This window comes from Microbulbifer sp. CNSA002 (assembly GCF_047324085.1).
Classification (GTDB): Bacteria; Pseudomonadota; Gammaproteobacteria; order Pseudomonadales; family Cellvibrionaceae; genus Microbulbifer.
In genome coordinates this window covers 3,708,472-3,733,018 of record NZ_CP172449.1, presented here as the reverse complement: position 1 = coordinate 3,733,018, position 24,547 = coordinate 3,708,472, and the positions used below count along the sequence as shown (strand labels likewise).

Sequence of the window (24,547 nt, the reverse complement as noted above, 5' to 3'; positions counted from 1 at the left end):
ACCTCTTAGTCAGCACTATTTCGTAAAGATAACACTTTGTTGATGGCCAAGTCATATCCGGCAGCGATAGCTTCTGCATCCGGAGTTACTGGGATATCTGGTATTACACCGCTAACTTTATCGTCCCCATTGGGCCTTACCAGTTTGCGTGTAGTGATATATGCCCTCAATTGTGAATGTGGCAAATTAAACAAGTTACCTTGCGCAGTTTGGTTAGAGTAGCCTTCCGTTTTCTGACCAATCAATGTAGCAAATCGATGATCTTGAGCCGCACTAGAAAATACGATAGCAGCAGAATAAGTAACCGGGCTAATCAGTATATAAACTTCTCCTTCAAATAAGTTATTATTATCTATGGGGCGGTGCCATTCATCCCAGTCGTATTGAATCAATTCTCCAGCTTTTCCCTTATAGTTAAAAAGCCCTCGATTTTGTTGATTCAATTTTTCTGTCATATAAGAAATCATACGAAACTCTTTGTGGGCAATATAGCTTAATAAATAGGTGGCACTATCAGTATTACCCCCTAAGTTTTCGCGCAAATCGATAATCAAGCATGTAATTTTTCTATTTTTTATATCAGTAAAAGCTTGATCGATAAACTCGCTAAACCAGTCCAATCCTACATCAAAGCTGCCTATATGAAGATAAGCAGTGTCATCTGATATGACTTTAAAATAGAAGTCCTGCCTGCCATTGATAATTTCATCTTGAAGGTGCCAGTTTTGTTTGGAAAGTAACTGGGTAGTATGATTGGATCGGCTCACAGGCTCCTGCCACTTCAATTCAAAATCGTCAATAAACCCAAAGACAGCCCATAACATTACACCAAACCGTTTAGTAATAATTTGCTCTCTTAGAAAGCGAGACTCCCCACCTGCAAACTTCTGCATATGATCCATCAAGGTTTGAATACTTTGACCATTAATTCCTGTAATTCTTGCCCCTGCCGGCACTGATTGCCTACCATTTATATACGTATTCTTTGTTACGATACTACCATCAGGAGTTAAAGTAACAGCCAATGGGAAGGGCTTTTTGCCACTGGCTATAAGTTTTTCATACTCCTGATAAGGCCATATCAGAAAAGAATGACCATCATTAAACTTGTGCGCCAGTTGCCCTACAACTCGATAGAAATGGAGTCGATTCATAGAATCAGAGATTTGTAGCTGTAAGTCTCTCACCGCTTCTTCCAGCTCCTGCAAATCGGTATAATGATCTAGTGCCGGATGTCTTTCTAAAGCCCCCAAGTAGAATGCCTCCACATCTTCTCGCATTTCAGCAACAGTTAATTTTTTTTCCAACAAAGAGCTGTCTGTTAACTCAGGAAAAATCTCTAGATGTGATGATCTACAAGCAATAACCAATACTGAACTTACCAGAAAAAAACAAATTTGATATAACCTTTTCATTTCGAAAACTCAAGTTTGAAATGAGCAGCTTAACAATGGGGTTGTGAAGATTCTGTCAAGCTACGTAATAGCAAAGCTAGAAGCTATTCCATTAACTCAACAGGCCTAGTTAAACACCCAGTTCAACTTGCGTCAGCTAAAGGCAGGTAGTTTGTTTGGCATTGCATCTCTGTTATTTGGGTAAGTTACAACCCCAGGAGCAGTTCTGGAAACCCAGCAAATAGAGTATTGACACCGGAGCTGATTAAATGTTGTAAATTCAATAGCTTGTCTAGCTCTAGGAACCTAACGCCCAGGGTTCTTTCTCCCAATCCAACCTCTAGACATCACTTACCAAGCCTCCCACCAAGGAAAGCGCTCTCACTTCAATAGGTAGAGATCTAAGTAAGTGTATTTCAGGCAATGTATCTAATTGAGCTGCACTTTCTACCAGATTGATGTCTATCTGGTAGAAAATGCAGCAGCCATTGGGACTAAAGTATCGCTCATTCTTAATCCCGCAGAATAAAAATTGATCATATGGTTGAGATTAGAAAATAGTACTCGTTGTTTCACAGTTTCCACTATCATTTATTTCTTTTGGGCAGACTTGTGGATTTACTTACAGCGAATAGGTGAATATCTGAGGGTGTATTTCTATAGGTTTAAGATCGTTGTTTCCCGATAACTCTCTCTGTAATTGGGGGCTCGGTGTGGATTGGCAATACAAAATGAGCCGCAAGGTCAGTATATATGGAGGGCAAAAGGGAGGTCTGAACCTTCGCTATAGAGTCGCTTTTGTGTATATTTCATACAAATAGTCTGCGGATCACACCTCTTCTCACAAGAATCAGACAAAATTCATATGGACGTCAGGTGTTATAAAGCCTGAATAGATACATTGGTTGCTTATTACTTCATGTTTAAGCAAGGATATGTCATGAGGCACCTTTGTATTTCAATTGCTCTACTCTCACTGCTAGCCCTGGGTGTTAACAGTTATAGTCAGGATACACAGACAGCTCTTGAAGGGCCCTATCTTGGACAGAAACCTCCTGGGTTAACTCCAAAGTTATTCGCTCCTAATCCCTCGAAAGAGTATCGGGATTGGGGTGGCTACTTCACGCCTGATATGCAGGAGTACTACGTTACAAGAAGATATCACCAAAGTGGCGAGTCTTCGAAAGTTGTATTCAAGCTTGAGGGTAATCGCTGGTATGAATCGGAGGTGGCCTGGGGTGGCTCTATCTCACCTGATGGTCAAATAATGTATTCTAGAAATCGATATAGAGAGCGCACTGACAATGGTTGGTCAGAACCTAAAAGCCTGGGGCCACTATTTGAAGACTTTCGTATCATGCGCCTTACGGCTTCTGCAAAAGGAACGTTTGTATTTGATGAAGTAGGTTCAAATGGAGATGGCATTCTTCGATATTCGCGTCTGTTAGATGGTAAGCGTGAAGCGCCAAAACCTTTTGGAGAGCAGATAAATACAGGCAAGTGGACTGCTCATCCGTTTATTGCTCCTGATGAGTCCTACATTATCTGGGATAGTGAAAGAGAGGGTGGATATGGTGATAGCGATATGTACATCAGTTTTCGCCAACAAGATGGCTCATGGGGCGCGGCTATTAACTTCGGTGATAATATCAATACAGAAGGGGAAGATGGTGGTGGATATGTAACGCCCGATGGGAAATACCTTTTCTACTGTCGGCGTTGTACTCCACCGAATTTTGAAATTATGTGGGTAGATGCGGAGTTTATTGAGGCCCTTAGGCCTAAATAAAATTTACACTAAGCTACGCCTAGTTCTCTGTATCTATCATCATGTTGCTAAATTTAAATTCTTTAATGATATTTCCGGTCTTCACGATACATGAAGCCCCGGTTGATCCCGCAGTAACCTGTTAAGTTGTATAGAATCCTTTCACCAAGTGAGAAAGTGAGCACCACACTAAGTGTGCGGGTGCTCACTTTTATATATTGCTCAACTCAGCCTCTATTAGCCACTTGCTACCGAAAACTTGAATCAATGATGAGAGAAATCAGGTTAGATAAAGGTTTGTGCAAATAGATATGCGCACCACAAAAGCCAGTTCTTTCTGATAACCTTTTATCTCTTTGGAGCGGAAGTTCAGCCTGAGACATTTGTTGTAGAACATATAGCTATTGCCGGACTTAAAATTAGCTGGGGAGATTGTTCAGTGCGAGTAGATGCTCTTTTGGGACTCTATGATCGGTTAAAATCTATACAAGGTGATATAGATGTCTCAGATATGTGGGCTTTGTATCTTTATATTATTAAAAAAGGAGTGTCTTTTTGACTAAAGGTGAATGCAATTGTGGAGAGATAGCTTATGAGATACAAGAATCCCTCACAGATTTATATATGTGCCACTGCTCAATCTGCCGTCGCTCCACAGGGAGTGGCGCTATTACTGTAGCTATCGTGCCTACCGAGAAGTTTAGTTGGGTTAAAGGTAAGGAGAACCTTAAGTATTGGTCTAAGCCTGGGCATGATTGGCATACAAATTTTTGCGCTACTTGCGGTTCGACTCTGCCCGGAGAGAATGATTCTTTAAATACTTACATTCCTGCAGGAAGCTTGGTGGATGGTAACGAAAACCTAAAAGTGGTTCATCATTTATGGGTTGACTCAAAGGCTTCTTGGGAAGTAATAGGTGACGCCGGGAAGCAGCATCCCAAGGGGTTTGGATCTTAAATTATTTAACGTCCTGATTTATTGCACTTTGTATTTTTATTCAATATTACGTGTGTAGTGACAGGGAGGTTAATTTTGGAGTGAGTTTTGCCTCTGGAGCTTGAGAATACAAGACATTTTTAGGTGTATTATCTCGAGTGTAATAGCCAGAGAGAAAACTCATTCTCCTGTTCAGAAGATTGCCGAAACAAGTTCATATCCTCTATCTAATGTCCAAATAAAAGCAATTGCGCTGCAGAGTCCAGCAACAGAATAACGTATCCGGATTTCCCATTCCTTTTTCCACAGCCTGGCTAAATAGGCAAGGGGCCATATGGCAAGAATTATGAGTATTTGCCCGGCTTCTATTCCCAGGTTGAAGGACAAGAGGCTTTGCCAGATATTCGGGGAGTCAACTTGGAGTATTTTATATAATACAAATGAAAAACCCAGGCCATGGAGCAGGCCGAGCATACAGGTGCCGATAAAAATTGTGCTTTCGCTACCTGTTATCTTAGTGTCTTCCCTGTGTAGTGATATCCAGGCCATATAGATTATGGATAGGGCGATACCGGTTTCTACCATAGGTACGAACCAGCTGACTGTGGGGACAAAGCCAAAGAATCCGGCTGAGAGGGTGATACTGTGACCGATGGTAAAGCCGGTAGCGCGCCATAAGAGTAGCGGTAGGCTGAGTGCACCGAGGCTTAGGCAGAGTACAAACAACACGTGGTCCAACCCCTTCAGGATATGGGCGATGCCCTCCGCCAGAAAAGTCTTCACAGCGTCTATTGAGGAGTGGGTAATCAGTAGTGGCTTTTGCATAAGACCGCGTGAGCGAAATACCTGGGTCTTACCTGGGTTGTAATCCAGTACCAGGTTGGCGGTATCTTCCTGGTTGGGGAGGCCGGGGTTAAGAGAGCTGGATAGTTGGTATTCTCCAAGGGGAGCTTCCAGAGGGTAGAAGATCTGAATATCAACCAAGGTGTCACCCACATACAACCTTTGATTGGTATCTTCAGGTAAATATTGCTTTAAAAATGCCTGCTGTGCCTCCTCCAGCGTTGCAAAGTCCGGTTCACTTCCTATCCGATACAAGCGCACGGCTTTTACATCGCCTTTTATTTGCATGTCAGTATTGCGGAGAAAAGTGGCGCTCTCTGCAATATTACCGAGTCCTAGAGGCGCTAGCTCCAGCTGCTGAAAATCCACATAATGGACCAAGCCGCCTTGATCCAATGAGTTTTTGGTATAGGGCGCGGGTTGTGGGAGTTTGCCAGTATAGGGGTCGCGACCCTTTTTTGTTTTATCTGCCAGTAAATAGGGCATAGGCACTCTCATATATAGGTTGGCACCACTGGCTGTGTGCTCTATATGGAAAATCCGTACATTGAAGTTAAGAAGAAAGTGCGCTTGTGCTTGCCCGCTGAGGCTGGACATAAGGAGGTATAGAACAAATATTGCGGGGAACTTGTATGTGCTGTTTTTCATAGCCCTAACTATTTCTCTATTTTATTCTTACCGCACGGATAGGGGAGTAAATCCAGCGATTTTCCAGTGGTTATCAGACTGGATAATTGCGATATTGGCCCGGGTCTCTTGCGGTCTTTGTTCAAACTGTCCCCAGCTTCGGTCCTCTACTACCGCCTGCCAACTTGTAATCAACCGGAATCCTTTGTTGCCATTCAGGTTAATTTGGCTGGAGTACTCGACTTTAAGATTTGTAATAGCACTGATTGATCCCAAGCCACCACTCGTTGTTTGGGGGCGATAAATTTGTGCCAGATTTGAATAGGTACTTTCGAATCCTTCCTTGGTAATCAGGTTTTTTAGCTTTAATTCCAGATTGATCGGTAGAGGCTCTTTAAATGCGGCTGCAACTTTTAACAGTAGCTGTTCTGTTACTTGGCCCAAGTCCCGTTTTTTAGCGGTTCCTGGGAGGTTTACCCGGTATTCTTCTGGAAGATTGAGGTACAAAGCGACAGCTGAGATTATTATGGCGGTATAGAGAATAGTTGAACCCTTGCGGCCTATAAGTGAGTGTTTTGTGGATAGCGTCAATACAATTATCGTAATAATAAGAAATGAAAATAGGATAGCCATAGGGACCGCCAGGCTAGGGGTTTCTATTACAAGTGGATCGCTATTTGGAGGTCGGTAATCGTATAGGTAGTTGTGCCACTGAATATCAGGAAATGAGGGAATTACATGGGTGGGAAATGGGCCTGCGGGGTCCTGAATTAGGGTGGGAACGGAGTTGATCGTATCGGTGAATAGATTCCAGTCTACGGTAACACTCCGGGGCAGTGCATCGATGGAAAATTTTTCCCGGTAGCCAATCATCACTGAGCCCATTTCAATAGTGTCATTCTCTGAAATCTGTGAGTACCCGCTATTATTTGCGCGAAGAAAAACAGTCTCAATGCTATTCGGCTGTGAGGGCGACTGATCAATAGAAGTTGGATTTTTATTATTTAGATAGCTGCGTACTGTGTGGTGCAGGAAGGCCTTACTTTCTGGTGTTAATAGTTGCCAGGCATCGAAAGGGTGATTAGTCCACTCCAGTAAGTCCTTGGTGCGCACGAGTATCTCATGGCGTATCTGGCGGGGCTCTACGTAGAGGAAAGACATTAGAGGGTAGCGATTACGCCGACTAATATTGGTGTTCTTAAAATGTGTATTCCATGGGTCTTTCCAGTCGATAATGAGTGGTTCAGGTTGGGATAGGTAGTGAAAGCCGCTGATAGGTGTTTGCCCGTGGCGACTGGTAAAGCCAATTGTCACGGATGCCTGCTTATCACTACCGATGGGTGGTTTTAGTTGCAGGACTGAAAGTCCACCGATTGGATATTTCAGCTGAGTTAAAAGAATCTTTTTATCTGCCGGGAAATCCGGCATTTTTATGCCGGTGCGGGGATCGGTTTTCCCAGCAAAAGGGGAAATTCTAGGTTTTCTCTGGGCTACTCGAATTGAGATGAGTTTGGGCTTAATGCTCTTATTTCCAGAGAGTACTTGAAAGTCGAAAGATTGTTGGGTTTTTGCCGATTGTGCCAGTCGATAAATGTCTGGTGTATCACCAATTCCTGGCCAAAATAGTTTGGCATCGCTTGCTGATATCTCGAATCTAATGTTTAGGATATTTTTTTGTATATCGATCTCCGCAATATTGTTGGCGGTCTCAGCGCCACTTAAACTGATAAAATCAGCCTTGCTGGTTGTTGATAATGTACTGTTGAATAATATCAGGGCCAGGCTGATAAGTATTTTGTTGAATGATAAATAAAATTTCGCTTTGGGAGTCATGTGTTGCTTGAGCAGAGTTGATCAGTTGCACATTATTCGTTTTTGAAGGGGGGTTAATTTAGTCTGGTACTTCAAGATCAATACCGAAGGCTATATTGACTTCCATATAGATTTTCCCAATCAGCTTTGTATAAATTACTTTTCCGCCATAAATAGTAGGTACGAATACAACCTCAGTGGGGGCAGCTGGTAACTTTTCGGACTCCGGCTTGGTACTGCTGGGGTCCCAAGTCGGAAAATTCACTTGCCGGTTACTGATGGCCCATTCCACCCTGAGAGCGTCGAGATCGCTAATGTGGTTGCTACACTGATGCTCGACATGAAATGTTAATTTATCACTGTTACCCAATGCTGGCAGGAAGCGGGTCGTGGCTTGCTTTGGGCGAGGGGAGGCTATACGAGTGCCCGGGAAGTTACCGTCCCCGATTGTCGAAGTCGTATTTTTCTTTTGTAGTTCTTGAGACCAGAGAGCGGCACTGAATCCAGATACCAGTAACAGAAGAGTAATACTGAAAAGCTGCAATAGGGTTTTAGTCGGAATCATCTTCTTGTACAGAGTTTACTTATGGGTTTTATGCCTTTAGGCAGCTTAGTTGATGATTCAAGTCACAATATGAGGGTAGGTTGGTATGGCGTGGAGTTTCGTTTTGAAACTTGAATAAGTTGGTGTTGCCAGTTTTGGGGGATACGGGGATTTAATTGATGACGACTAGATGATTCGGCAGTTCATCTTTAATGGTGCTGGTGGGTATCGCTTCGTGAAGTAGATCTCCGCATTGCTCAATACATGCCAGTAATGCCTCTCCAGCTTTTCCCCGCTTGATTTGTTGCACAAAATTTTCCACTACTCTCTGCCAGTTGTCATTGGTGATGTGTTGGGCAATGCCTTTGTCGGCCAGTATTTCTACATAGTGTTCGGCTTCTGAAACAAATATCAGTAGCCCGAGTCGGTCCTTGGTTGCGTGTAAATCCTGCTCCAGAAATTGCCTGCGGGCTAAATTTGAAGCTCGCCAGAATTTTATTTTCTTTGGTACCAGGCGCATGGTGATGGGGCGCCAGCGGAATATTACTGCCAGGACAATAAATAAAATCCACTGAAGCGTCACCGCCTGTTGGAGGTTGATCCAGAACGGCAGGAATTCGATCAGGGGGGAGACTAACAGTGTTAGGAATGCGGCCCATAGGGTAGAGATATAAAGGTAGCTGTCGGCTTCCTTGGCGACCACAGCCATGACTTCAGCGTCGGTGCGGGACTCTACTTCCTTGATTGCCTCTGCTACCTGGCGTTGATAAGTATTGGTGAGCATTACCATCCTCCCGATGCGCCCCCTCCGCCAAAACCTCCGCCGCCCCCGCTAAACCCGCCCCCAGAGCTGCCGCCGGATAGACCTCCGCCAAATCCACCTCCACCATAGTAGCCGCCGTAGCGCCCCCGCTTAAAAACGCGGCTCTGTGCAGGTGAACCCAGTACGGCACTGCCGAAGAGGTGTAGCATGACCAGCAGAAGGAACAGGCCTACCAGTACAGCAATTCGACGCCCCTCTTTGGTTTCTACGGGTTCAGCGACATATTCATTTTTCGTCGCGGCGATAATTGATCGAACCCCTGCATTGATTCCGCTGCTAAAATCGCCATTGCGAAACTCTGGCAGTACTTTGGTTTGGATAATATTTGCCGCCAGTGCATCGGTTAGGGCTCCTTCCAGGCCGTAGCCTACTTCGATACGGACCTTTCTATCATTGGGCGCAATCAGGAAAAGCACTCCATTGTCTTTGTCTTTTTTTCCTAGCTTCCACTTGCGTGCCAGTTGGTTGGCATACTCCTCTATAGTGATGCCCTGAAGCTCGGGGATGGTGGCGACAACCAGCTGATTATCACTGTCGCGCTCATACTGCTGTATCAATTCAGTAAGTTGGTATCTCTCATCGGCCTTTAACAACTCTCCCTGATCTACCACTCGGCCGGACAGCGCTGGAAACTGCACATCGGCCCAGGCTGTTAAGGCACAGACCAGAGCGATCAGGATGGTTATGGCAAGACTGGGGCGGTTCATTTTGGGGTCGATGGCGCCTGTCTATTGGAAGTTGACTTCAGGTGCCTTATCGGCATCTTCACTGGTGGCTTCGAAAGTTTCTCGAAGCGGCATATCCCTGTAGAGCACAGCATGCCAGATTCTTCCTGGAAAAGTGCGAATCTCGCGGTTGTAGCGCTCTACAGCCTGGATATAATCCCGGCGCGCGACACTGATGCGGTTTTCGGTGCCCTCTAACTGAGATTGCAGTGTGAGGAAGTTCTGGTTGGCTTTGAGGTCGGGGTATCGCTCTACCACCAACATAAGGCGGGATAGCGCGCTGGTTAACTGGCCTTGTGCTGCTTCGAACTGTTGCAGCTTGGCTGGGTCATTGAGAAGGTTGCCGTCAACCTGGAGAGAGCTGACTTTGGCCCTGGCCTCAGTGACGGCTTGTAGGGTTTCCCGTTCGTGGGATGCGTAAGCTTTTACGGTTTGCACCAGATTGGGAACCAGATCGGCACGGCGCTGGTATTGGTTTTGAACCTGGGCCCAGGTGGCTTTAACCTGCTCGTCATAGGTTGGGATATTGTTGACACCACAGCCGCTGAGGGTGGTTGCCAGCAGCAGTAGCAGTGAGCTCTGCCAAAAGGGCCAGCCGCTGGGGAGCGCAGAGGTCATGCGGAATATCCTTATTCTCACGTGAACCCATCAAGAATAGTCCGCCTGACTCCCGGCGCTGGAGAAGGCATCACCATGGAGCCAAAATGGCGTTAAAAGCAACAATATTTAAGGCCAAAGTCCAGATATCCGATATGGACAGGGATTATTACGCCGAACATCCGCTCACTTTGGCGCGACATCCTTCGGAAACAGATGAGCGTATGATGGTGCGCCTACTGGCTTTTGCTCACAATGCGGCGGAAACGCTGGAGTTTACCCGGGGATTGTCCTCCGATGAGGAAGCGGATCTCTGGCAAAAAAACCTGAGCGGTGAAATCGATCTCTGGATCGAAGTGGGGCTGCCCACTGAGGAACGAATTCGCAAAGCCTGCAACCGCTCGAAGCGCGTTATCGTATACAGTTACGGGCGCCGTGCAGCACCAATCTGGTGGCAGAAACAGGCCAGCCAATTGGAGCGCTTTGATAACCTTACCGTCTACCATTTAGCCGCTGATGCCACTGAGCAATTGGCGGCTATGGCTGAGCGTAATATGGACCTGAGTGCAACCATTCAGGATGGTCATATCTGGCTCGCTGATAGTGACAACAACGCGGAGATTACTCCGGAAACCTGGAAATAGGAGCAGACAACTTAATGCCTTCTTTTGACATTGTATCTGAAGTGGATAAGCACCAACTCACCAACGCTGTGGATCAGGTGAATCGCACTATTACCAACCGCTTCGACTTTAAAGGTGTGGATGCGGAAGTGGAGATGAGTGAGTTCTCCCTGGTAGTTCGCGCTGAAGTGGACATGCAGGTAGACCAGATGGTGGATATGCTGCGCGGCGCACTGATCAAATGCGATATCGATCCACTGGCGATGGATGTAGGTGATAAAGAGCAATCCGGCAAGCAGGTCAAATTGGATGTGACCCTGAAAAATGGCCTTGACAAAGAACTGTCAAAAAAGATTGTTAAGCTGATCAAAGATGAAAAGCTCAAGGTGCAGGCTGCCATTCAGGGTGAGCAGGTGCGTGTTACTGGCAAGAAGCGCGATGACTTGCAGCAGGTGATCGCCTTGTTGCGCGGTAAAGAGCTGGAACAGCCATTGCAGTTTAATAACTTCCGCGATTAATTGGTTTTGCAGTGATCAAGCGTACTCTCTTCAGTGTTCTATCCGTGCTGTTGTCGCCACTGGCGATAGCCGCAGAAATTACCCCAGCTAGGTTGCTGGCCAGCTATTGGGTTGACAGTAGTGCAGGCCTGGATATTTCCGGCTTAAGTTTCTGTTCTGGAAATCTGCTGGCAGTCTCCGATAAGAATTCTGAAGAGATCTACACGCTTGAATTTCGCGATGGCAGTGCCGACCTGGTATCACATCTTCGCTTAAACGGCCTTGGGATACCGGAGCAGGATGAGCCTGTCAGTGCTTGGGAAGGCTTCAAGGAGTTGTTCCGCCCGGCAGAAGATCTGGACTTTGAAGGTGTTACCTGTAGCGATGGCCAGGTCTATCTGGTCAGTGAGCATTACAACCGTATTGCCATCGTAGATATCGAGGGAAATGCACGCTGGCAGGAGCATAGCTGGTCGGCATTAGCCAGGTCCCAGGGGTTTCTACAGAAGACCAATGCTTCCAGCGAGGGATTGGTGAAAGCCGACGATACTTTCTGGGTAGCCATGGAGCGCGAACCCCGTGGTTTGTTGAGGCTAAATGCAGATGGTGAGGCCAGCACACTGACCCTGCCTCAAGTAGATGGCCTGGACTTTGCTGGCCGTTCAGAGGACTTGGCGGGATTGGATTACCACGACGGCGCACTCTTTACCTTGGAGCGCAACGCCCACGCCGTGTGCCGCAGGGCACTTCCTAGCCTGGAAGCCGAGTGGTGCCTGGACTATCGCGCCCTTGAAGAATCTCCCGAGCGGGTTTATGAAGAAACCCGCTATGGAAAGGGCGAGGGGCTGGCAGTCGGGGAGCAGGGTATTTTCGTTATCCTCGACAACAATAATGTTGGCCGTGCCCAGGCGCCTGACGACAAGCGCGCGCTGCTGTTGCATCTGGCAATGCCAGATGAGGTCAGTAGGCTGCAATAATTGACTCTGTCTGGCGCCGTACTTTCCGGGAGTCGGCGCTAATCCCATCCCTTTAGTTCTTTCCCGTTCAACAAGTCCCTCCATTTTTAAAATATCTTCTAGTCACTAGCGCTAAAATTGTTTAGAGCAATTGGGGTAACTATGCTGTGTACCAATAGCTATTGGGACCTTACAGCTTGGTAGTGTCTGTTGGCCGCAGGGAATCTCCCGGTTCTTAAATCACTTTGGCGATAAATTGGAAGGATCGTGATTAAGCGTATTTTTTTAACTATCGTATGTGCGCTCTTGTCATCCATGGGGCTGGCAGCTGAAATTATTCCCGCCAAAAAAATAGCTCATTACTGGGTGGATGATAGTGCCGGGTTAAGCATATCTGGATTGAGTTTTTGCGATGGAAAAATGGTTACGGTGTCGGATAAGCAATCCAGGGAGATCTACCAGATAGTATTGGGAGATAGGAGTGCAACCTTGGAGCCTTATATCAAGCTGGCTGGGCTCCGGGTTCCGAAAAAAGATAGGCCTACTAATTTATGGTATTTTCTACTGGAACTTACTCGCCCAGCTGCAGCGATGGATTTTGAAGCCATCACCTGTGCCGATGATAAATTCTATTTGTTGAGTGAACGTTACAACCGCATAGCCGAAATAAATATGGAGGGAAAGGGGCATTGGTTAGAAAATATGTGGTCGGCTACGGCTAAAGCCCAAGGTTATATGCACGGGTACAACCTCTCCGGTGTAGGGCTACAGAAGGTGGGCGATGACTTTTGGATGGCTATAGAGCGGGATCCCCGTGCCCTGGTAAAACTCGGCCCCAAGGGAAGTGTACAGATTTTTACACCGCCGCCAGTAAAAGGGCTGGATTTTCGTGATGAGTCGGAAAATATGGCAGGCCTCTATTACTATGATGGGGCTTTGTGGACCCTGGAACCTAATGCCTATGCAGTTTGCCGCAGGGAATTACCCAGCTTGAAAGCTGAGTGGTGTCTGGATTACTGGGAACATGAAAACTCCTCTGAACTCGGCTACGAGGTATCGCGGACCGGTGGCAAGGGAGATGGTTTGGCTATTGGAGAGCGGGGCGTTTTTATTGTGTTTGACAATGATAATATCAGTCGTATTCACGACCCACAGGATCGCAGAGCACTCTTATTACATCTAGCTCTACCAGATCAATCTGACTAAATACCAATAGAGACTTTCTATTATTGGGGTTCGAATAGTTGGGTTGTGTTTAATGGGGAATATAATGATCAAGACAGTTTTCCTCGCAATTAATTTCATATTTTTAGCATCCGTGGGAATGGCTGCTGAGATTTTTTTGGCCAAAGATATTGCTGATTACTGGATAGATAATAGCTCGGGTGTAGGTCTATCTGGTTTGAGTTTTTGTGGCCAATTAATAACGATATCTCCTAAAGAATCGGAAAAAATATATAGAATCAATTTGCACGGTCAGAGTGCGACATTAGAAAAATACCTGAAAGTTAGCGGCCTGCCTCCGCCCAAAAGGGGAGTAGCTGATAATGTTTCTCACTTTGTTATGGATTTATTGCGGCCTAAATCCGCAATGCGTTTTGGTGGAATATGTTGTAGAGACGACGGTACATTTTTATTGAGTGAACGTCACAATCGAATAGCAGAAGTGGACACAGATGGGAGTTCACGCTGGATTAATAACAAGTGGTCATCAGCAATAGAACACCTGGGTTATTCGCTGGGATTCAACAATGGCGGGGAGGGAATAGTTGAGGTTGGCGATGACTTGTGGGTAGCTTTAGAGCGGGAACCCAGGGGATTGTTAAAGGTGGGAAATAAAGGAGAGTTTCAAGTTTTCTCTTTGCCTTCTGTAGTGGGGCTGGATTTTGGAGACCACCCGGAGAACCTGAGAGGACTTGATTATCATGACGGCGCTCTTTTTACTCTTGAAAGCAACGCATATGCGGTATGCAGAAGAACTCTGCCGAGCTTGCAAGCTGAATGGTGCTTGGTTTACCGTGAGATTGAAGAATCCCCGGAGCACGCCTATGAAGTGTCTCGGTTGGGGGGAATGGGGTCTGGGGTTGCTGTAAATAACCAGGGGGTATTTGTGGTTTTCAATAACAATAATATCAGTCGTGCCCGTGATCCCCAGGATCGCCGCGCGCGGTTGTTACATTTGGCTTTCCCCGACGGTAAACAATAGGGGCGTAAAATAGGTGGTAGTTGAGAAGTTACCGGCACTGCTAGAGGAAATACGGGCTTGTCGCCTCTGTGAAGAACAGCTTCCTCTGGGGCCGAACCCAGTTTTGAGGGCCGCAGTATCTGCACGCTTACTGATCGTCGGCCAAGCCCCGGGCACCAAGGTCCACTCGACCAGTATCCCCTGGAATGACCCCTCAGGAGATCGCCTGCGAGATTGGCTGGCGATTGAGCGGGACACCTTTTACGACGAATCCCAGATTGCCATTATTCCCATGGGCTTCTGTTACCCTGGGCGCGGCAAGGGCGGTGACCTGCCGCCGCGACCAGAGTGTGCCGCCACCTGGCACCAGCGCCTAATGGCACAACTACCCAACTTGCAACTGTCGCTGTTGGTGGGACAATACGCCCAGCGCCATTACCTCCCGCACTGGTATGGCAGTATTACCGAGAATGTTCGCCATTACCGCGATGCTCTGCCAGCGGGATACTTTCCCTTGCCGCATCCCAGTCCGCGCAATACCCTGTGGTTGCGTCGCAGGCCCTGGTTTGAGGAGGAAGTTGTGCCCGACTTACAACACTATGTTAAAAAGATATTGAAGGTTTAAGAATGCCGGTTCCGGACAAAATAAAGATCCACCCCTCTTGGTACGATGTTTTGGGCGGGGAGTTTGACCAACCCTATATGGCCCAATTGCGTCAGTTTTTAAAGGGGGAGAAGGCTGCCGGCAAGAAGATCTACCCAGCCGGTGGCCAGATCTTTAATGCCTTTAACTCCACACCTTTTGATCAGGTAAAAGTCGTTATCCTGGGTCAGGACCCATACCATGGCGTTGGCCAAGCCCATGGCCTGTGCTTTTCTGTGATGCCCGGAGTACGCATTCCCCCATCGCTGCAAAATATTTTTAAAGAGTTGCACTCCGATATGGGTATTCCTCCGGCACACCACGGTTGCCTGCAACCATGGGCAGAGCAGGGCGTGCTTTTGCTAAATGCCACCCTTACTGTTGAGGACAGCAAGGCCGGCGCCCACCAAGGGCAGGGTTGGGAGCAATTTACGGATGCGGCGATTCACAAGCTAGCGGAACAGCGTGAAGGGTTAGTCTTTGTTCTTTGGGGGAGCTATGCCCAAAAGAAGGGAGGCTTTATCGACCGCAATAAGCATTTAGTGTTGCGTGCTCCACATCCCTCTCCTCTATCTGCGCACCGGGGTTTCTTTGGAACCCGTCCTTTTTCCCAGGCAAATCACTGGTTGCAACAGCGTGGAGAAAAGCCTATTGAGTGGGCTTTGCCAGAGGCGGGTCAATTGAAGCGGATTGCGGTAGAACTTTAGAATTTTCGGTACATACCTTTTGTCCAGGAGGCCTCTGCATCGCCACAGCCAGCGCTAAAGATCGCTGTGCGGTCGTCGTGGAGGTTTTTTTATTTTAGGTCAAAGATACAGTCCATACTATCTTGGGTAGTCGAGAGCTTGGGAGTCGTTCTTTAATGGTTTTAACTACCGCCAGCAAGGGTGTTTGACTTTCGGTTCCTTGTCCAGATCTACCCTCAATATACTCTCCACAGAGATGAATGCTATCTAATTTAATGAAGATCAATAGCTCATATTAGTGGTCCTGCCCACCCCCATCGACTCCATACGCCAGTCTCCGTTACTGAAGATGCCCAGCGAGTCCAACAACTTCATACAAGAAATCTTTATTACCTGGCAAATGAACAGCCCGCAAGGAATCAATTGCTAAGGCGTGGTGTTGTTTGATAAATGAACAGTGTCTGACCTGTCTTATTTGAGTGTATTGAAGTGCAGGTCTTAACTTACATACTCTTTAAGTGATGGCAAGCGAGCCTCTTTTTGGGCTGTATTTTATCATACGTTATCACGAACACCTTCCACAATTAACCTGCTGTATTTATATACAGCTTTTGGCGCTAAGTAAATGCGATAGTTGAGGCGATATATGGGTGCATAAATTATTGCAGAAAGAGAGTTTATTATCTCCGCGTATTTAAAATTATTTCTCTACCTTGGGGGAGTGTCATCCCATATTGGGCGAGGATTTTTTGGCGATTAAATATGCATTCCGTTTTTTCTACTGAATTTTGTGTTTTTAGTTTTTTGGTTGACTTTTGTTCTGCAATAAGCTGCATCGTAGAGGTCTTTGTGAGTGCTTGTTGGATAGTAAACTAAATTTCAGTTTGTTTTTGCGGTAGCTTGTATTGAGGTCTTTGTCACAAAAATACTGTATATTTAACCAGTTGGTACGCTTTGCTATCAATTTCAGTTTTCTTTCTGTTTACTGGGCCCACATTTTCTCCTACTCTCGCTCTTCCCATTTTCAGGATGGGTAAACAGGAACGTTGTATTGGAGAGTAAATATGGAAATTGTAATCGACAGGGAAAGTTGTCTCTCTAGTCTTTCTGTTATTGCAAGATTTCATCAGCTCGCGGCTAACCCTGAAAAACTTTATCGAGAGTTTCCGCTGGAGAATCTGGCCGCTCACGAAGTTTTAAGGGCCGCTGCCTTTCTCGGACTTAAAGCAAAAAAACAGCGGTGCTCACGTGCAAAGCTAGAAAGTCTGCCGTTGCCCGCAATATTGCTCGATTCTACTGGAGCCTGCACGATTCTGGCGGGCATTCGGGATGGTAAGGTACTGTTACAAAAGGCTGGGCAAAAAAGTCCAGTTGTGCTGCCGGTTGAAGAGCTACCGATTGGAGAGTCTGGGTTATTATCGGTTTTTTTGTTTCGTAAGAAAGGAATTTTGTCGTCTGTAGAGCGAAGGTTTGATATTTCGTGGTTTATACCTTCAATTCTTAAGTATAAGAGATTGCTAGGGCAGGTATTGCTTGCTTCCTTTTTTATTCAGTTGTTTGCGCTGATTACCCCGTTATTTTTTCAGGTTATTGTAGATAAGGTGCTTGTTCACCAAGGATTAACCACTCTCGATGTGCTAGCGTTTGGTTTCCTAATGGTCTGCGTGTTCGACGTGATTTTAAATGGGTTGAGAACCTATCTATTTAGTCATACTTCTAATCGGATAGATGTGGTGTTAGGGGCTCGCCTTTTTAGTCACCTACTGCGTCTACCAATTGCTTACTTTCAGAGCCGTCGAGTAGGGGATACGGTAGCCCGAGTGAGAGAGTTGGATTCCATTCGCCAGTTTATCACTGGATCAGCATTGACACTTTGTGTCGATCTGTTTTTTACATTGGTCTTTTTTGCCGTAATGTTTCTCTACAGCCCAACACTAACGTGGATCGTGCTGGGCTCTCTGCCGCTATATGTATTGTTGTCAATCGTCATCACTCCAATTTTGAGGAGTCGATTACAAGAAAAATTTAAGTTGGGCGCAGAGAATCAATCTTTTCTTGTTGAAGCTTGTAATGGGGTTGAAACCTTAAAAAGTATGGCGGTTGAGCCGCAAATGCAGCGGCGTTGGGAGGAGCAGTTGGCCGGCTATGTCAATGCTTCATTTAGGGCTTTGAATCTAGGTAATGTCGCTAGTCAATGTGCCAGTTTGATTAATAAATTAGTTACGGTGGGAGTTTTGTGGGTGGGTGCTCACTTGGTGATCTCTGGTGATCTGAGTGTAGGTATGTTAATCGCTTTCAATATGATTGCAGGTCGGGTTAGTCAGCCAATTTTGAAATTAGTACAGCTGTGGCAGGACTTCCAGCAAGCGGGCATCTCTATTAAGCGACTGGGGGATATTCTCAATTCTCCAACAGAGGCAGGGCATGATCCCAACCGAACTACTCTACCGACAATTCGAGGTGAGATACGCTTTGAGCATGTGAAATTCCGCTATGGCCCTGAACGCCCGCTGGTTATTGATGGTATCCAGTTATCCATAAGACCCGGGGAGGTTGTAGGTATTGTCGGTAAGTCCGGTTCAGGGAAAAGTACTTTAACCAAGTTAGTTCAGCGTCTTTATGTGCCTGAAGGGGGTCGCGTTCTTGTGGATGGTGTTGATCTGGCGTTGGTGGACCCGGCATGGTTGAGGCAAAAAGTGGGGGTGGTATTGCAGGAGAGCTTCCTGCTCAATCGAACGGTTCGGGATAATATTGCGCTGGCAGACCCCGGTGCCCCTATGGAAAAAGTGGTGGCTGTCGCAAAGCAGGCTGGTGCTTACGATTTTATTCTTGAGCTGCCGGAGGGATTCGATACGGTGGTAGGAGAGCAGGGCAGCTCCCTGTCCGGTGGTCAAAAGCAGCGAATTGCCATAGCGCGGGCGCTGATGGCGGACCCGAGGATACTGATCTTTGATGAGGCGACCAGCGCTTTGGACTATGAATCAGAGGCTATAGTGCAGGCGAATATGCGCCAGATTTGCCGGGGTCGCACAGTGCTGATTATTGCCCATCGCCTATCCGCAGTAAGGGATGCAAATCGTATTGTTGTTATGGAGAAGGGAAGGGTTGTAGAGCAGGGCAGCCCCAAGCAGTTAATACAGAAAAAAGGGCATTTCGCCCGCCTTAATGCCATGCAGTCTAATTTGCGGGAGGTGGTATGAAGCGTTTTCTATCCCCGTTGAATTTTAATCGCTGGATAAACCGGCGTGACTCGGTGCTGGAGTTTGTGCCCGCTGCACTGGAGGTGGAGCGATCGCCACCAAATCCATTGGGATTGTGGCTTATTAACACCATTTGCCTGTTTTTTACGATAGCCATTCTTTGGGCTATTTTTGGCAAGATTGATATCGTCGCCGTGGCTGAGGGCAATTTGATTCCCGATGGAAAGGTGAAAACGATTCAAGCAAAAGAGCTATCGGTAGTCCGCGAGATTCATGTGGAAGAGGGGAGTCAAGTAGATGCTGGAGATCCGTTAATCACATTGGATGCTACTAATGCAGCTGCGGATCAGGATAGATTGGAGAATGAATTAACTGTCTCCCGCGCTCGCCTGGAAAGGGAGCGGGTGTTCAGTGCACTTTTACCCGCGTTGCGGGACGGGCGAGCGAGCACAATAGATGAAGCCTTAATTTTGCTAAAGGCGCAGTTAGCAGCGACGGGGGTAGAGGAGCAGTTTCATTTTCAGCGAACTCTATTGAGGGGATACCTCTCTGATCACCTTGCTGAGGTTAGGTTAATTGACCAGCAGATCACATCAAAGCAACAAGAGCTCAGGATGTCGCGTACCTTGGTCAGAAAGGCTGAAAAGAAACTGCCTATTCTAACTGAGCGCACTGACTCCCTACGCCAGTTACTTGACCGACAAATGGTGGCTCGTGATCGATACCTGGAATTGGAGCAGCAGCGTATTGATGCAGAAGAAGAGTTGGCGCTTGAAAGGGAAAGAATAGGACAATATCAATCCCAGCTAGAAGAACTTAATTTGCAAGCTTCCGCTTTACTTAGTAACGCTCTTTACCAGAGTTACTCGCAGCAAGAGGAGTTAGAGCGCAATATCGCGGCACAAACCAAGGAGCTGGAAAAAGCCAGGTTGCGCAGGGATCAGCAAGTAATTCGAGCGCCCATAGCTGGAACTGTACAAGAACTTACTATTCATACGAAGGATGCGGTTCTAGAATCTGCGCAAGCCCTGATGCAGATAGTACCTAGGGGCAGTAACTTACAGGTTCAGGCATGGATATTGAATAAAGATATTGGTTTTGTCGAAGAGGGGCATCCGGTAACGGTGAAAGTATCTACATATAATTTTACCAAGTATGGCACTGTATCTGGAGTCGTTGCCAATATCTCAAAGGACGCAGTAATGGATGAAGAGCGGGGATATCGTTATCTTTGTGATATCGAATTGGATGCTCAAGAATTAAAACAGTCTAATGATGCATCCCTCTTCTTGCGTGCGGGTATGCATGTTGTGGCTGAGGTGAAAACGGGCAGAAGAAATATTTATGAATACTTTACTAAGCCTGTTCGGGAGTCTTTTGATAGTAGTTTTGTTGAGAGGTGATTGCATATTTGCTTTTGTTTTAAGGGTGATAGTTTATGAGGGTTAAGCATCGTATCCTCCTTGGTGTTGGTTTTTATTTTCACTCCTGTCGAATTTATTTTTCTGGGGGGTGCTTGGGTCTGAATTGAATAAATGTTTTTGGGGTTTTCAGGTTCGTCTTCCGTGCATAAAAAAACCGATAAGGTTTGTGAGGTTGTGAATATATCCCGAATTGATATTCCTGCATCTAAATTAAGATATGGCGACTCAATTAAGATTACATATGTGGAGCATGTTAAGGATGATGATTTTTTCTATGTTGATACAAGTCACAATGAGATAAAGGGTGGAGCTCCAAGGCTTATGCATCATAACCTAAAAATTGTAAGGGTATCCGATAGAAAAATTCTTGGAGAGTTTAGTTTATATGCAAGAATTGGTCAGACTTTTCCAGAGGTTGGTCATGTAAATTCTACTTCGTGTGAGGGTGGAGCTGAAGCTTCTGCTAAATTCATGCAAACTGTAGTTAATGTGAAGGATTAGTTAAAGTATTGTAAGAGTCGCTCCAGAAGGTCTATGAGCAAAAGAGTGTTTTCTCTGTCTTAAGTATATATTTATTGCTGTTGCCAATTTAATTTTATCATTTTGTTTGGTTGTGGGGTGGTGAGTTCATTCTGGTGAGGGTTGCCATCATTGGCAACGGTTAAATATATAAAAGCTGCCAAGTAGTTTTAGGTGGAAGTTTGAGGGAATATAAATATCGACAAGCTATGTTGGTCATTTATATCTGTAATTATTTTTACAGCTGGTGGAAGCTGTTGTCCAGTTGACTTTCCTCTTGGGCTAAGGCATAGAAAATATTGATAAGCGACTTATGATTTGTTTGGGGTTAAAAGGGGGCTGATTCATATTTCAAATTGGCCTTTCAGTTTGATTGAATTCTGTTGCATGGATAAACAAGCTATACGGTTTCTTATCGTTTATCTTTTTGTGTTGTGATCTTGAATTTCAATGTTTAAGTTCGGTAAATATTTTAATTCATCATTTCCTTTTGGGTGGCGTGTGTTTGGCTAATGTCTTCATTGGTTCTGGGTTTCATATTTTTGTTTTTAGGGTTGTGAATCTTTTATGTGAGCAATATATCGCTAATAAAGATCGGTTTTTAATTGAAAAAGAGGAGTGTTTTATGGTGGAGGTCTAAAGGTCAATTAGCCTGAATACAAGGTAATTCAAAAGGGTGATAAAGATATGCTTGGTGTCTACGTGTCGCTTCTGAACGTTGGGCAGGCCTTTCTTATGCCTTTTGGAAAGCCTCTCGCTTACTTTTGTTTTGATAGCGTGGGTAAGGAGAGTAGCTTTCTATAAACGATTTAAATTATTAAGGAATGATAAAAAATGATCGAAAGTTCTTTTGAAAAATCAGAGCTTGCTTTAAAAGTTAGCGCTACATTAGAAATAGATTCTGTGTCCGATCAGGTTGGGGGTAATTTGAATGCCCTTATTGGTAATGGTGGAAGTTCTGTGTTTAATGATGCTAATAACCAATCCAGTCAGTTTGCCTTAAGTGAAGTGGGGGCGGAAGAAACTATTTCTGGATCTGAGGCTGATGACACCCTTGGTGGTGGGCAAGGAGATGATGTTTTAATGGGATATGGGGGCAATGATACCCTGATAGGTCAAGAGGGAGCGGATACCCTCATTGGCGGTGAAGGGGATGATCGCTATATCTATTACCCCGGCGATGGCCAGGATGTAATCGATAATACCGGCGGCGGTGAAGAATGGCTCTTCTTTAATGGTGGGGTTGGGCGAGATCACTTAAGTTTCCAGCGCGACGGTGATGACCTAGTGATTTTGGTTGACGAGGATGCAGAGCAGTCTGTCCGTGTAGTGAACCACTTCTTGGGCGGTGATTATGCGATTGATTATATCCAGCCCAATGGAGATGACCCATTAAATCAGGAGTTCGCATTCACTGAGAGTGAAATTAACCAGATTGTTGCTGCGGGTAGTAGTGACTTTGATGCGGTTATCGAAGGTACGTCAAATGATGAGCAGCTGGCGGGTACATCAGGTAATGATCAAGTCAGTGGTCTTGAGGGCAATGATACTTTATTTGGTATGGCCGGCGACGATGAGTTACTCGGCGGAGAAGGTAACGATTTCCTTATAGGGGGAAATGGTATGAATAGTAACTCTGGCGATGATACCCTTTACGGCGAAGAGGGCAATGACATTCTATCCGGTGAGGATGGTAATGACCTGCTTGTCGGTGGTGTTGGAGACGATCATTACTACTACGGCGCTAATGATGGTGTGGACGCTATCGACAACACGGGTGGTGGTACTGACTGGATCATACTCAATGATGGTATTTCCAGAGATCAGCTCAGCTTCCATCAGGATGGTGATGATTTAGTTATCCTGGTTGACTCTGATTTGAACCAACAAATTCGTGTGCTGAATCATTTTCAGGGGGGAGACCAAGCCATTAGTTACGTTCAGCCGAACGATGGTGGTTATGCGATTGCGGCGACCGAGATCCCTGCTTTACTGGAGTCACTGCCCGGTTCCGATAATGGTGGCGAGGAAGGCCCGGAAGATGACTTTGACACGGTAGTAGAAGGTACAGATGCAGGTGAGCAACTGGTAGGGACATCTGGTAATGATCAGCTGCAAGGCCTTGCCGGCGATGATGTGTTATTTGGTATGTCCGGTGATGATGAGCTACTGGGCGGCGCAGATAATGATTATCTGAGCGGCGGAAATGGCGGAAATAGCGGATCCGGCAACGACACCCTGCATGGTGAGGATGGCGATGACATCTTGTCTGGTGAGGATGGCGATGACTTGCTGATTGGTGGCCTGGGTAACGATCAATACTACTACGGTGCTAATGGTGGGGTGGATACGATTGATAATACCGGCGGCGGTACCGACTGGATTCTCCTTACTGATGGTATTGCTAGGGAGCAGCTCAGCTTCCATCAAGATGGCAATGACTTAATTATTCTGGTCGACTCTGATTTGGAACAGCAGATTCGGGTTCTCGGACATTTTGAAGGTGGTGACAAAGCAATTAGCTATGTGCAGCCGGATGATGGCGATTTCGCTATTGCAGCAGCGACAATTTCTGGTTTGCTCGAATCCCTCCCAGGTACAGATAACGGTGAAGAGCCTGAAGAGGATTTCGACAGTGTTGTTGAGGGCACAAGTAGCGGTGAGCAGTTGGCAGGGACCTCTGGCAACGACCAAATAAAAGGCCTTGAGGGGGATGATACTCTGTTCGGTATGTCTGGCGATGATGAACTGCTCGGTGGCGCTGACAATGATTTCCTAGTCGGGGGTAACGGCACCAACAGTAATTCCGGCAATGATGCGCTTTACGGTGGAGACGGCGATGATATTCTATCCGGTGAGGATGGTAATGATTTGCTGGTCGGAGGCCTTGGCGATGATCATTATTATTATGGTTCAAATGGCGGTATCGATACCATCGATAATACGGGCGGCGGAACGGATTGGATTCTGCTCACTGACGGAATTGGCAGAGACCAGCTCAGCTTCCATCAGGATGGTGATGATCTCGTTATTCTTGTCGATGCGGATCTAAATCAGCAGCTGCGGGTTCAAGGGCACTTCTTGGGTGGAGATAACGCAATCAGTTTTGTTCAGCCCAATGATGGTGGCTATGCAATACCGGCCGCAAACATCCCCGGGCTTCTTGAGGCACTTCCAACTTCGGACACTACTGCTAGCAGTAACTTTATTGCTAGTGCTTTGGCTGAGCCAGGTCAGGAAGAGATAGTTGAATATGATGGGTTTGAGGTTGGAGTTAGTGAAAGCTCTGTTCTGACTACTAACTCAGCGCTTCAAGTGGATATGGCGGATAGTTTGGTCAGTGCGATGGCTGCTTTCGGGGGTGAACCTATGGGTGAATCTCAGTTTGCTAGCGGTCCTCGGGAGGACGTAGAAATGGTTATTGCCAGTAGCTTCCAGGCAGCTTGACTCTAAAATTGGCGGCCCTTGCGGTCGCCTTTTCTACTTCTATCTCGGGTTGGTGGAGTTTGATGGCTGTGATAGATATATAATAATCCTTTCCCCTAGCTGTTTGGTGCCTGGTGATTGCTTTCAATGATGCTCCTTAAATGTCCATCACCTAAAGGCGTATAACAACTATTTGTCTGTCAATTGTCAGTGGCTGTATGTGTTAGTTATCTGCTTAGGCATTGTTTTGTGGCGGGGGCTTTAGAGGTTTGAAACGCCATCAGAGCTATTATCTATTTGGAGCTCTTTTGAAGTTATT

Annotated in this window: 20 protein-coding genes; 13 read left to right on the top strand and 7 right to left on the bottom strand. The window is 46.2% G+C overall.

Annotation, left to right across the window (positions count from 1 at the left end; genetic code table 11):
• Window positions 1–5 precede the first annotated feature (5 nt).
• Window positions 6–1,415 carry a S41 family peptidase gene (locus tag ACG1BZ_RS16480; protein WP_413662776.1) on the bottom strand — a complete coding sequence of 470 codons (1,410 nt, stop codon included), beginning with the start codon at window positions 1,413–1,415 and terminating at the stop codon, window positions 6–8.
• A 919-nt stretch (window positions 1,416–2,334) separates the two neighbouring features.
• On the opposite strand from ACG1BZ_RS16480, the gene ACG1BZ_RS16475 reads away from it, so the two are divergent.
• Together ACG1BZ_RS16475 and ACG1BZ_RS16470 are read left to right on the top strand one after the other, a co-directional pair.
• Complete coding sequence (locus ACG1BZ_RS16475) at window positions 2,335–3,183, top strand: hypothetical protein (RefSeq protein WP_413662775.1); 849 nt, start codon at window positions 2,335–2,337, stop codon at window positions 3,181–3,183.
• A 534-nt stretch (window positions 3,184–3,717) separates the two neighbouring features.
• On the top strand, window positions 3,718–4,119 hold the full coding sequence (locus tag ACG1BZ_RS16470; RefSeq protein WP_413662774.1) for a GFA family protein: 402 nt from the start codon (window positions 3,718–3,720) through the stop codon (window positions 4,117–4,119).
• 171 nt (window positions 4,120–4,290) lie between these two features.
• On the opposite strand, the gene ACG1BZ_RS16465 is transcribed toward ACG1BZ_RS16470, so the two are convergent.
• From ACG1BZ_RS16465 to ACG1BZ_RS16440, 6 genes are all read right to left on the bottom strand, one after another.
• Window positions 4,291–5,589 carry a HupE/UreJ family protein gene (locus ACG1BZ_RS16465; protein ID WP_413662773.1) on the bottom strand — a complete coding sequence of 433 codons (1,299 nt, stop codon included), beginning with the start codon at window positions 5,587–5,589 and terminating at the stop codon, window positions 4,291–4,293.
• Between the two features lie 27 nt (window positions 5,590–5,616).
• Window positions 5,617–7,401: a hypothetical protein gene (locus ACG1BZ_RS16460; RefSeq protein WP_413662772.1), complete on the bottom strand. Its 1,785-nt coding sequence runs from the start codon at window positions 7,399–7,401 to the stop codon at window positions 5,617–5,619.
• A 58-nt stretch (window positions 7,402–7,459) separates the two neighbouring features.
• Window positions 7,460–7,945 (bottom strand): hypothetical protein, encoded by a 486-nt coding sequence (locus ACG1BZ_RS16455; protein WP_413662771.1) that lies wholly within the window; start codon window positions 7,943–7,945, stop codon window positions 7,460–7,462.
• A 151-nt stretch (window positions 7,946–8,096) separates the two neighbouring features.
• Complete coding sequence (locus tag ACG1BZ_RS16450; RefSeq protein WP_413662770.1) at window positions 8,097–8,708, bottom strand: TPM domain-containing protein; 612 nt, start codon at window positions 8,706–8,708, stop codon at window positions 8,097–8,099.
• Window positions 8,708–9,454 carry a TPM domain-containing protein gene (locus ACG1BZ_RS16445; protein WP_413662769.1) on the bottom strand — a complete coding sequence of 249 codons (747 nt, stop codon included), beginning with the start codon at window positions 9,452–9,454 and terminating at the stop codon, window positions 8,708–8,710. Before ACG1BZ_RS16445 ends, ACG1BZ_RS16450 begins: the two co-directional genes overlap by 1 nt.
• 21 nt (window positions 9,455–9,475) lie before the next feature.
• A complete protein-coding gene (locus ACG1BZ_RS16440; protein ID WP_413662768.1) occupies window positions 9,476–10,090 on the bottom strand; it encodes a LemA family protein in 615 nt (204 codons plus the stop codon).
• A gap of 86 nt (window positions 10,091–10,176) precedes the next feature.
• Between ACG1BZ_RS16440 and ACG1BZ_RS16435 the strand changes: the two genes are divergently transcribed.
• From ACG1BZ_RS16435 to ACG1BZ_RS16385, 11 genes are all read left to right on the top strand, one after another.
• The gene (locus ACG1BZ_RS16435) at window positions 10,177–10,713 is read left to right on the top strand and encodes a YaeQ family protein (RefSeq protein WP_282931942.1); all 537 of its coding nucleotides are present in this window, start codon (window positions 10,177–10,179) and stop codon (window positions 10,711–10,713) included.
• A gap of 14 nt (window positions 10,714–10,727) precedes the next feature.
• On the top strand, window positions 10,728–11,210 hold the full coding sequence (locus ACG1BZ_RS16430) for a YajQ family cyclic di-GMP-binding protein (protein WP_108733959.1): 483 nt from the start codon (window positions 10,728–10,730) through the stop codon (window positions 11,208–11,210).
• 11 nt (window positions 11,211–11,221) lie between these two features.
• A complete protein-coding gene (locus ACG1BZ_RS16425) occupies window positions 11,222–12,166 on the top strand; it encodes an SdiA-regulated domain-containing protein (protein WP_413662767.1) in 945 nt (314 codons plus the stop codon).
• 246 nt (window positions 12,167–12,412) lie between these two features.
• Window positions 12,413–13,351 (top strand): hypothetical protein, encoded by a 939-nt coding sequence (locus tag ACG1BZ_RS16420; RefSeq protein ID WP_413662766.1) that lies wholly within the window; start codon window positions 12,413–12,415, stop codon window positions 13,349–13,351.
• 64 nt (window positions 13,352–13,415) lie between these two features.
• On the top strand, window positions 13,416–14,351 hold the full coding sequence (locus tag ACG1BZ_RS16415; protein WP_413662765.1) for a hypothetical protein: 936 nt from the start codon (window positions 13,416–13,418) through the stop codon (window positions 14,349–14,351).
• A gap of 13 nt (window positions 14,352–14,364) precedes the next feature.
• A complete protein-coding gene (locus ACG1BZ_RS16410; protein ID WP_413662764.1) occupies window positions 14,365–14,955 on the top strand; it encodes a uracil-DNA glycosylase family protein in 591 nt (196 codons plus the stop codon).
• A 2-nt stretch (window positions 14,956–14,957) separates the two neighbouring features.
• Window positions 14,958–15,680, top strand: coding sequence for a uracil-DNA glycosylase (gene ung, locus ACG1BZ_RS16405; protein WP_413662763.1), 723 nt, complete (start codon window positions 14,958–14,960; stop codon window positions 15,678–15,680).
• Window positions 15,681–16,723: 1,043 nt separating this feature from the next.
• Window positions 16,724–18,859, top strand: a complete 2,136-nt coding sequence (locus ACG1BZ_RS16400; RefSeq protein WP_413662762.1) for a type I secretion system permease/ATPase — start codon at window positions 16,724–16,726, stop codon at window positions 18,857–18,859.
• Entirely contained in the window at window positions 18,856–20,262 is a 1,407-nt protein-coding gene (locus ACG1BZ_RS16395) for an HlyD family type I secretion periplasmic adaptor subunit (protein ID WP_413662761.1), read from the top strand. The genes ACG1BZ_RS16400 and ACG1BZ_RS16395 overlap by 4 nt, the downstream gene beginning before the upstream one ends.
• Window positions 20,263–20,424: 162 nt before the next feature.
• A complete protein-coding gene (locus ACG1BZ_RS16390; protein WP_413662760.1) occupies window positions 20,425–20,784 on the top strand; it encodes a hypothetical protein in 360 nt (119 codons plus the stop codon).
• 852 nt (window positions 20,785–21,636) lie between these two features.
• Window positions 21,637–24,249, top strand: coding sequence for a hypothetical protein (locus ACG1BZ_RS16385; protein ID WP_413662759.1), 2,613 nt, complete (start codon window positions 21,637–21,639; stop codon window positions 24,247–24,249).
• The last annotated feature ends 298 nt before the right edge of the window (window positions 24,250–24,547 follow it).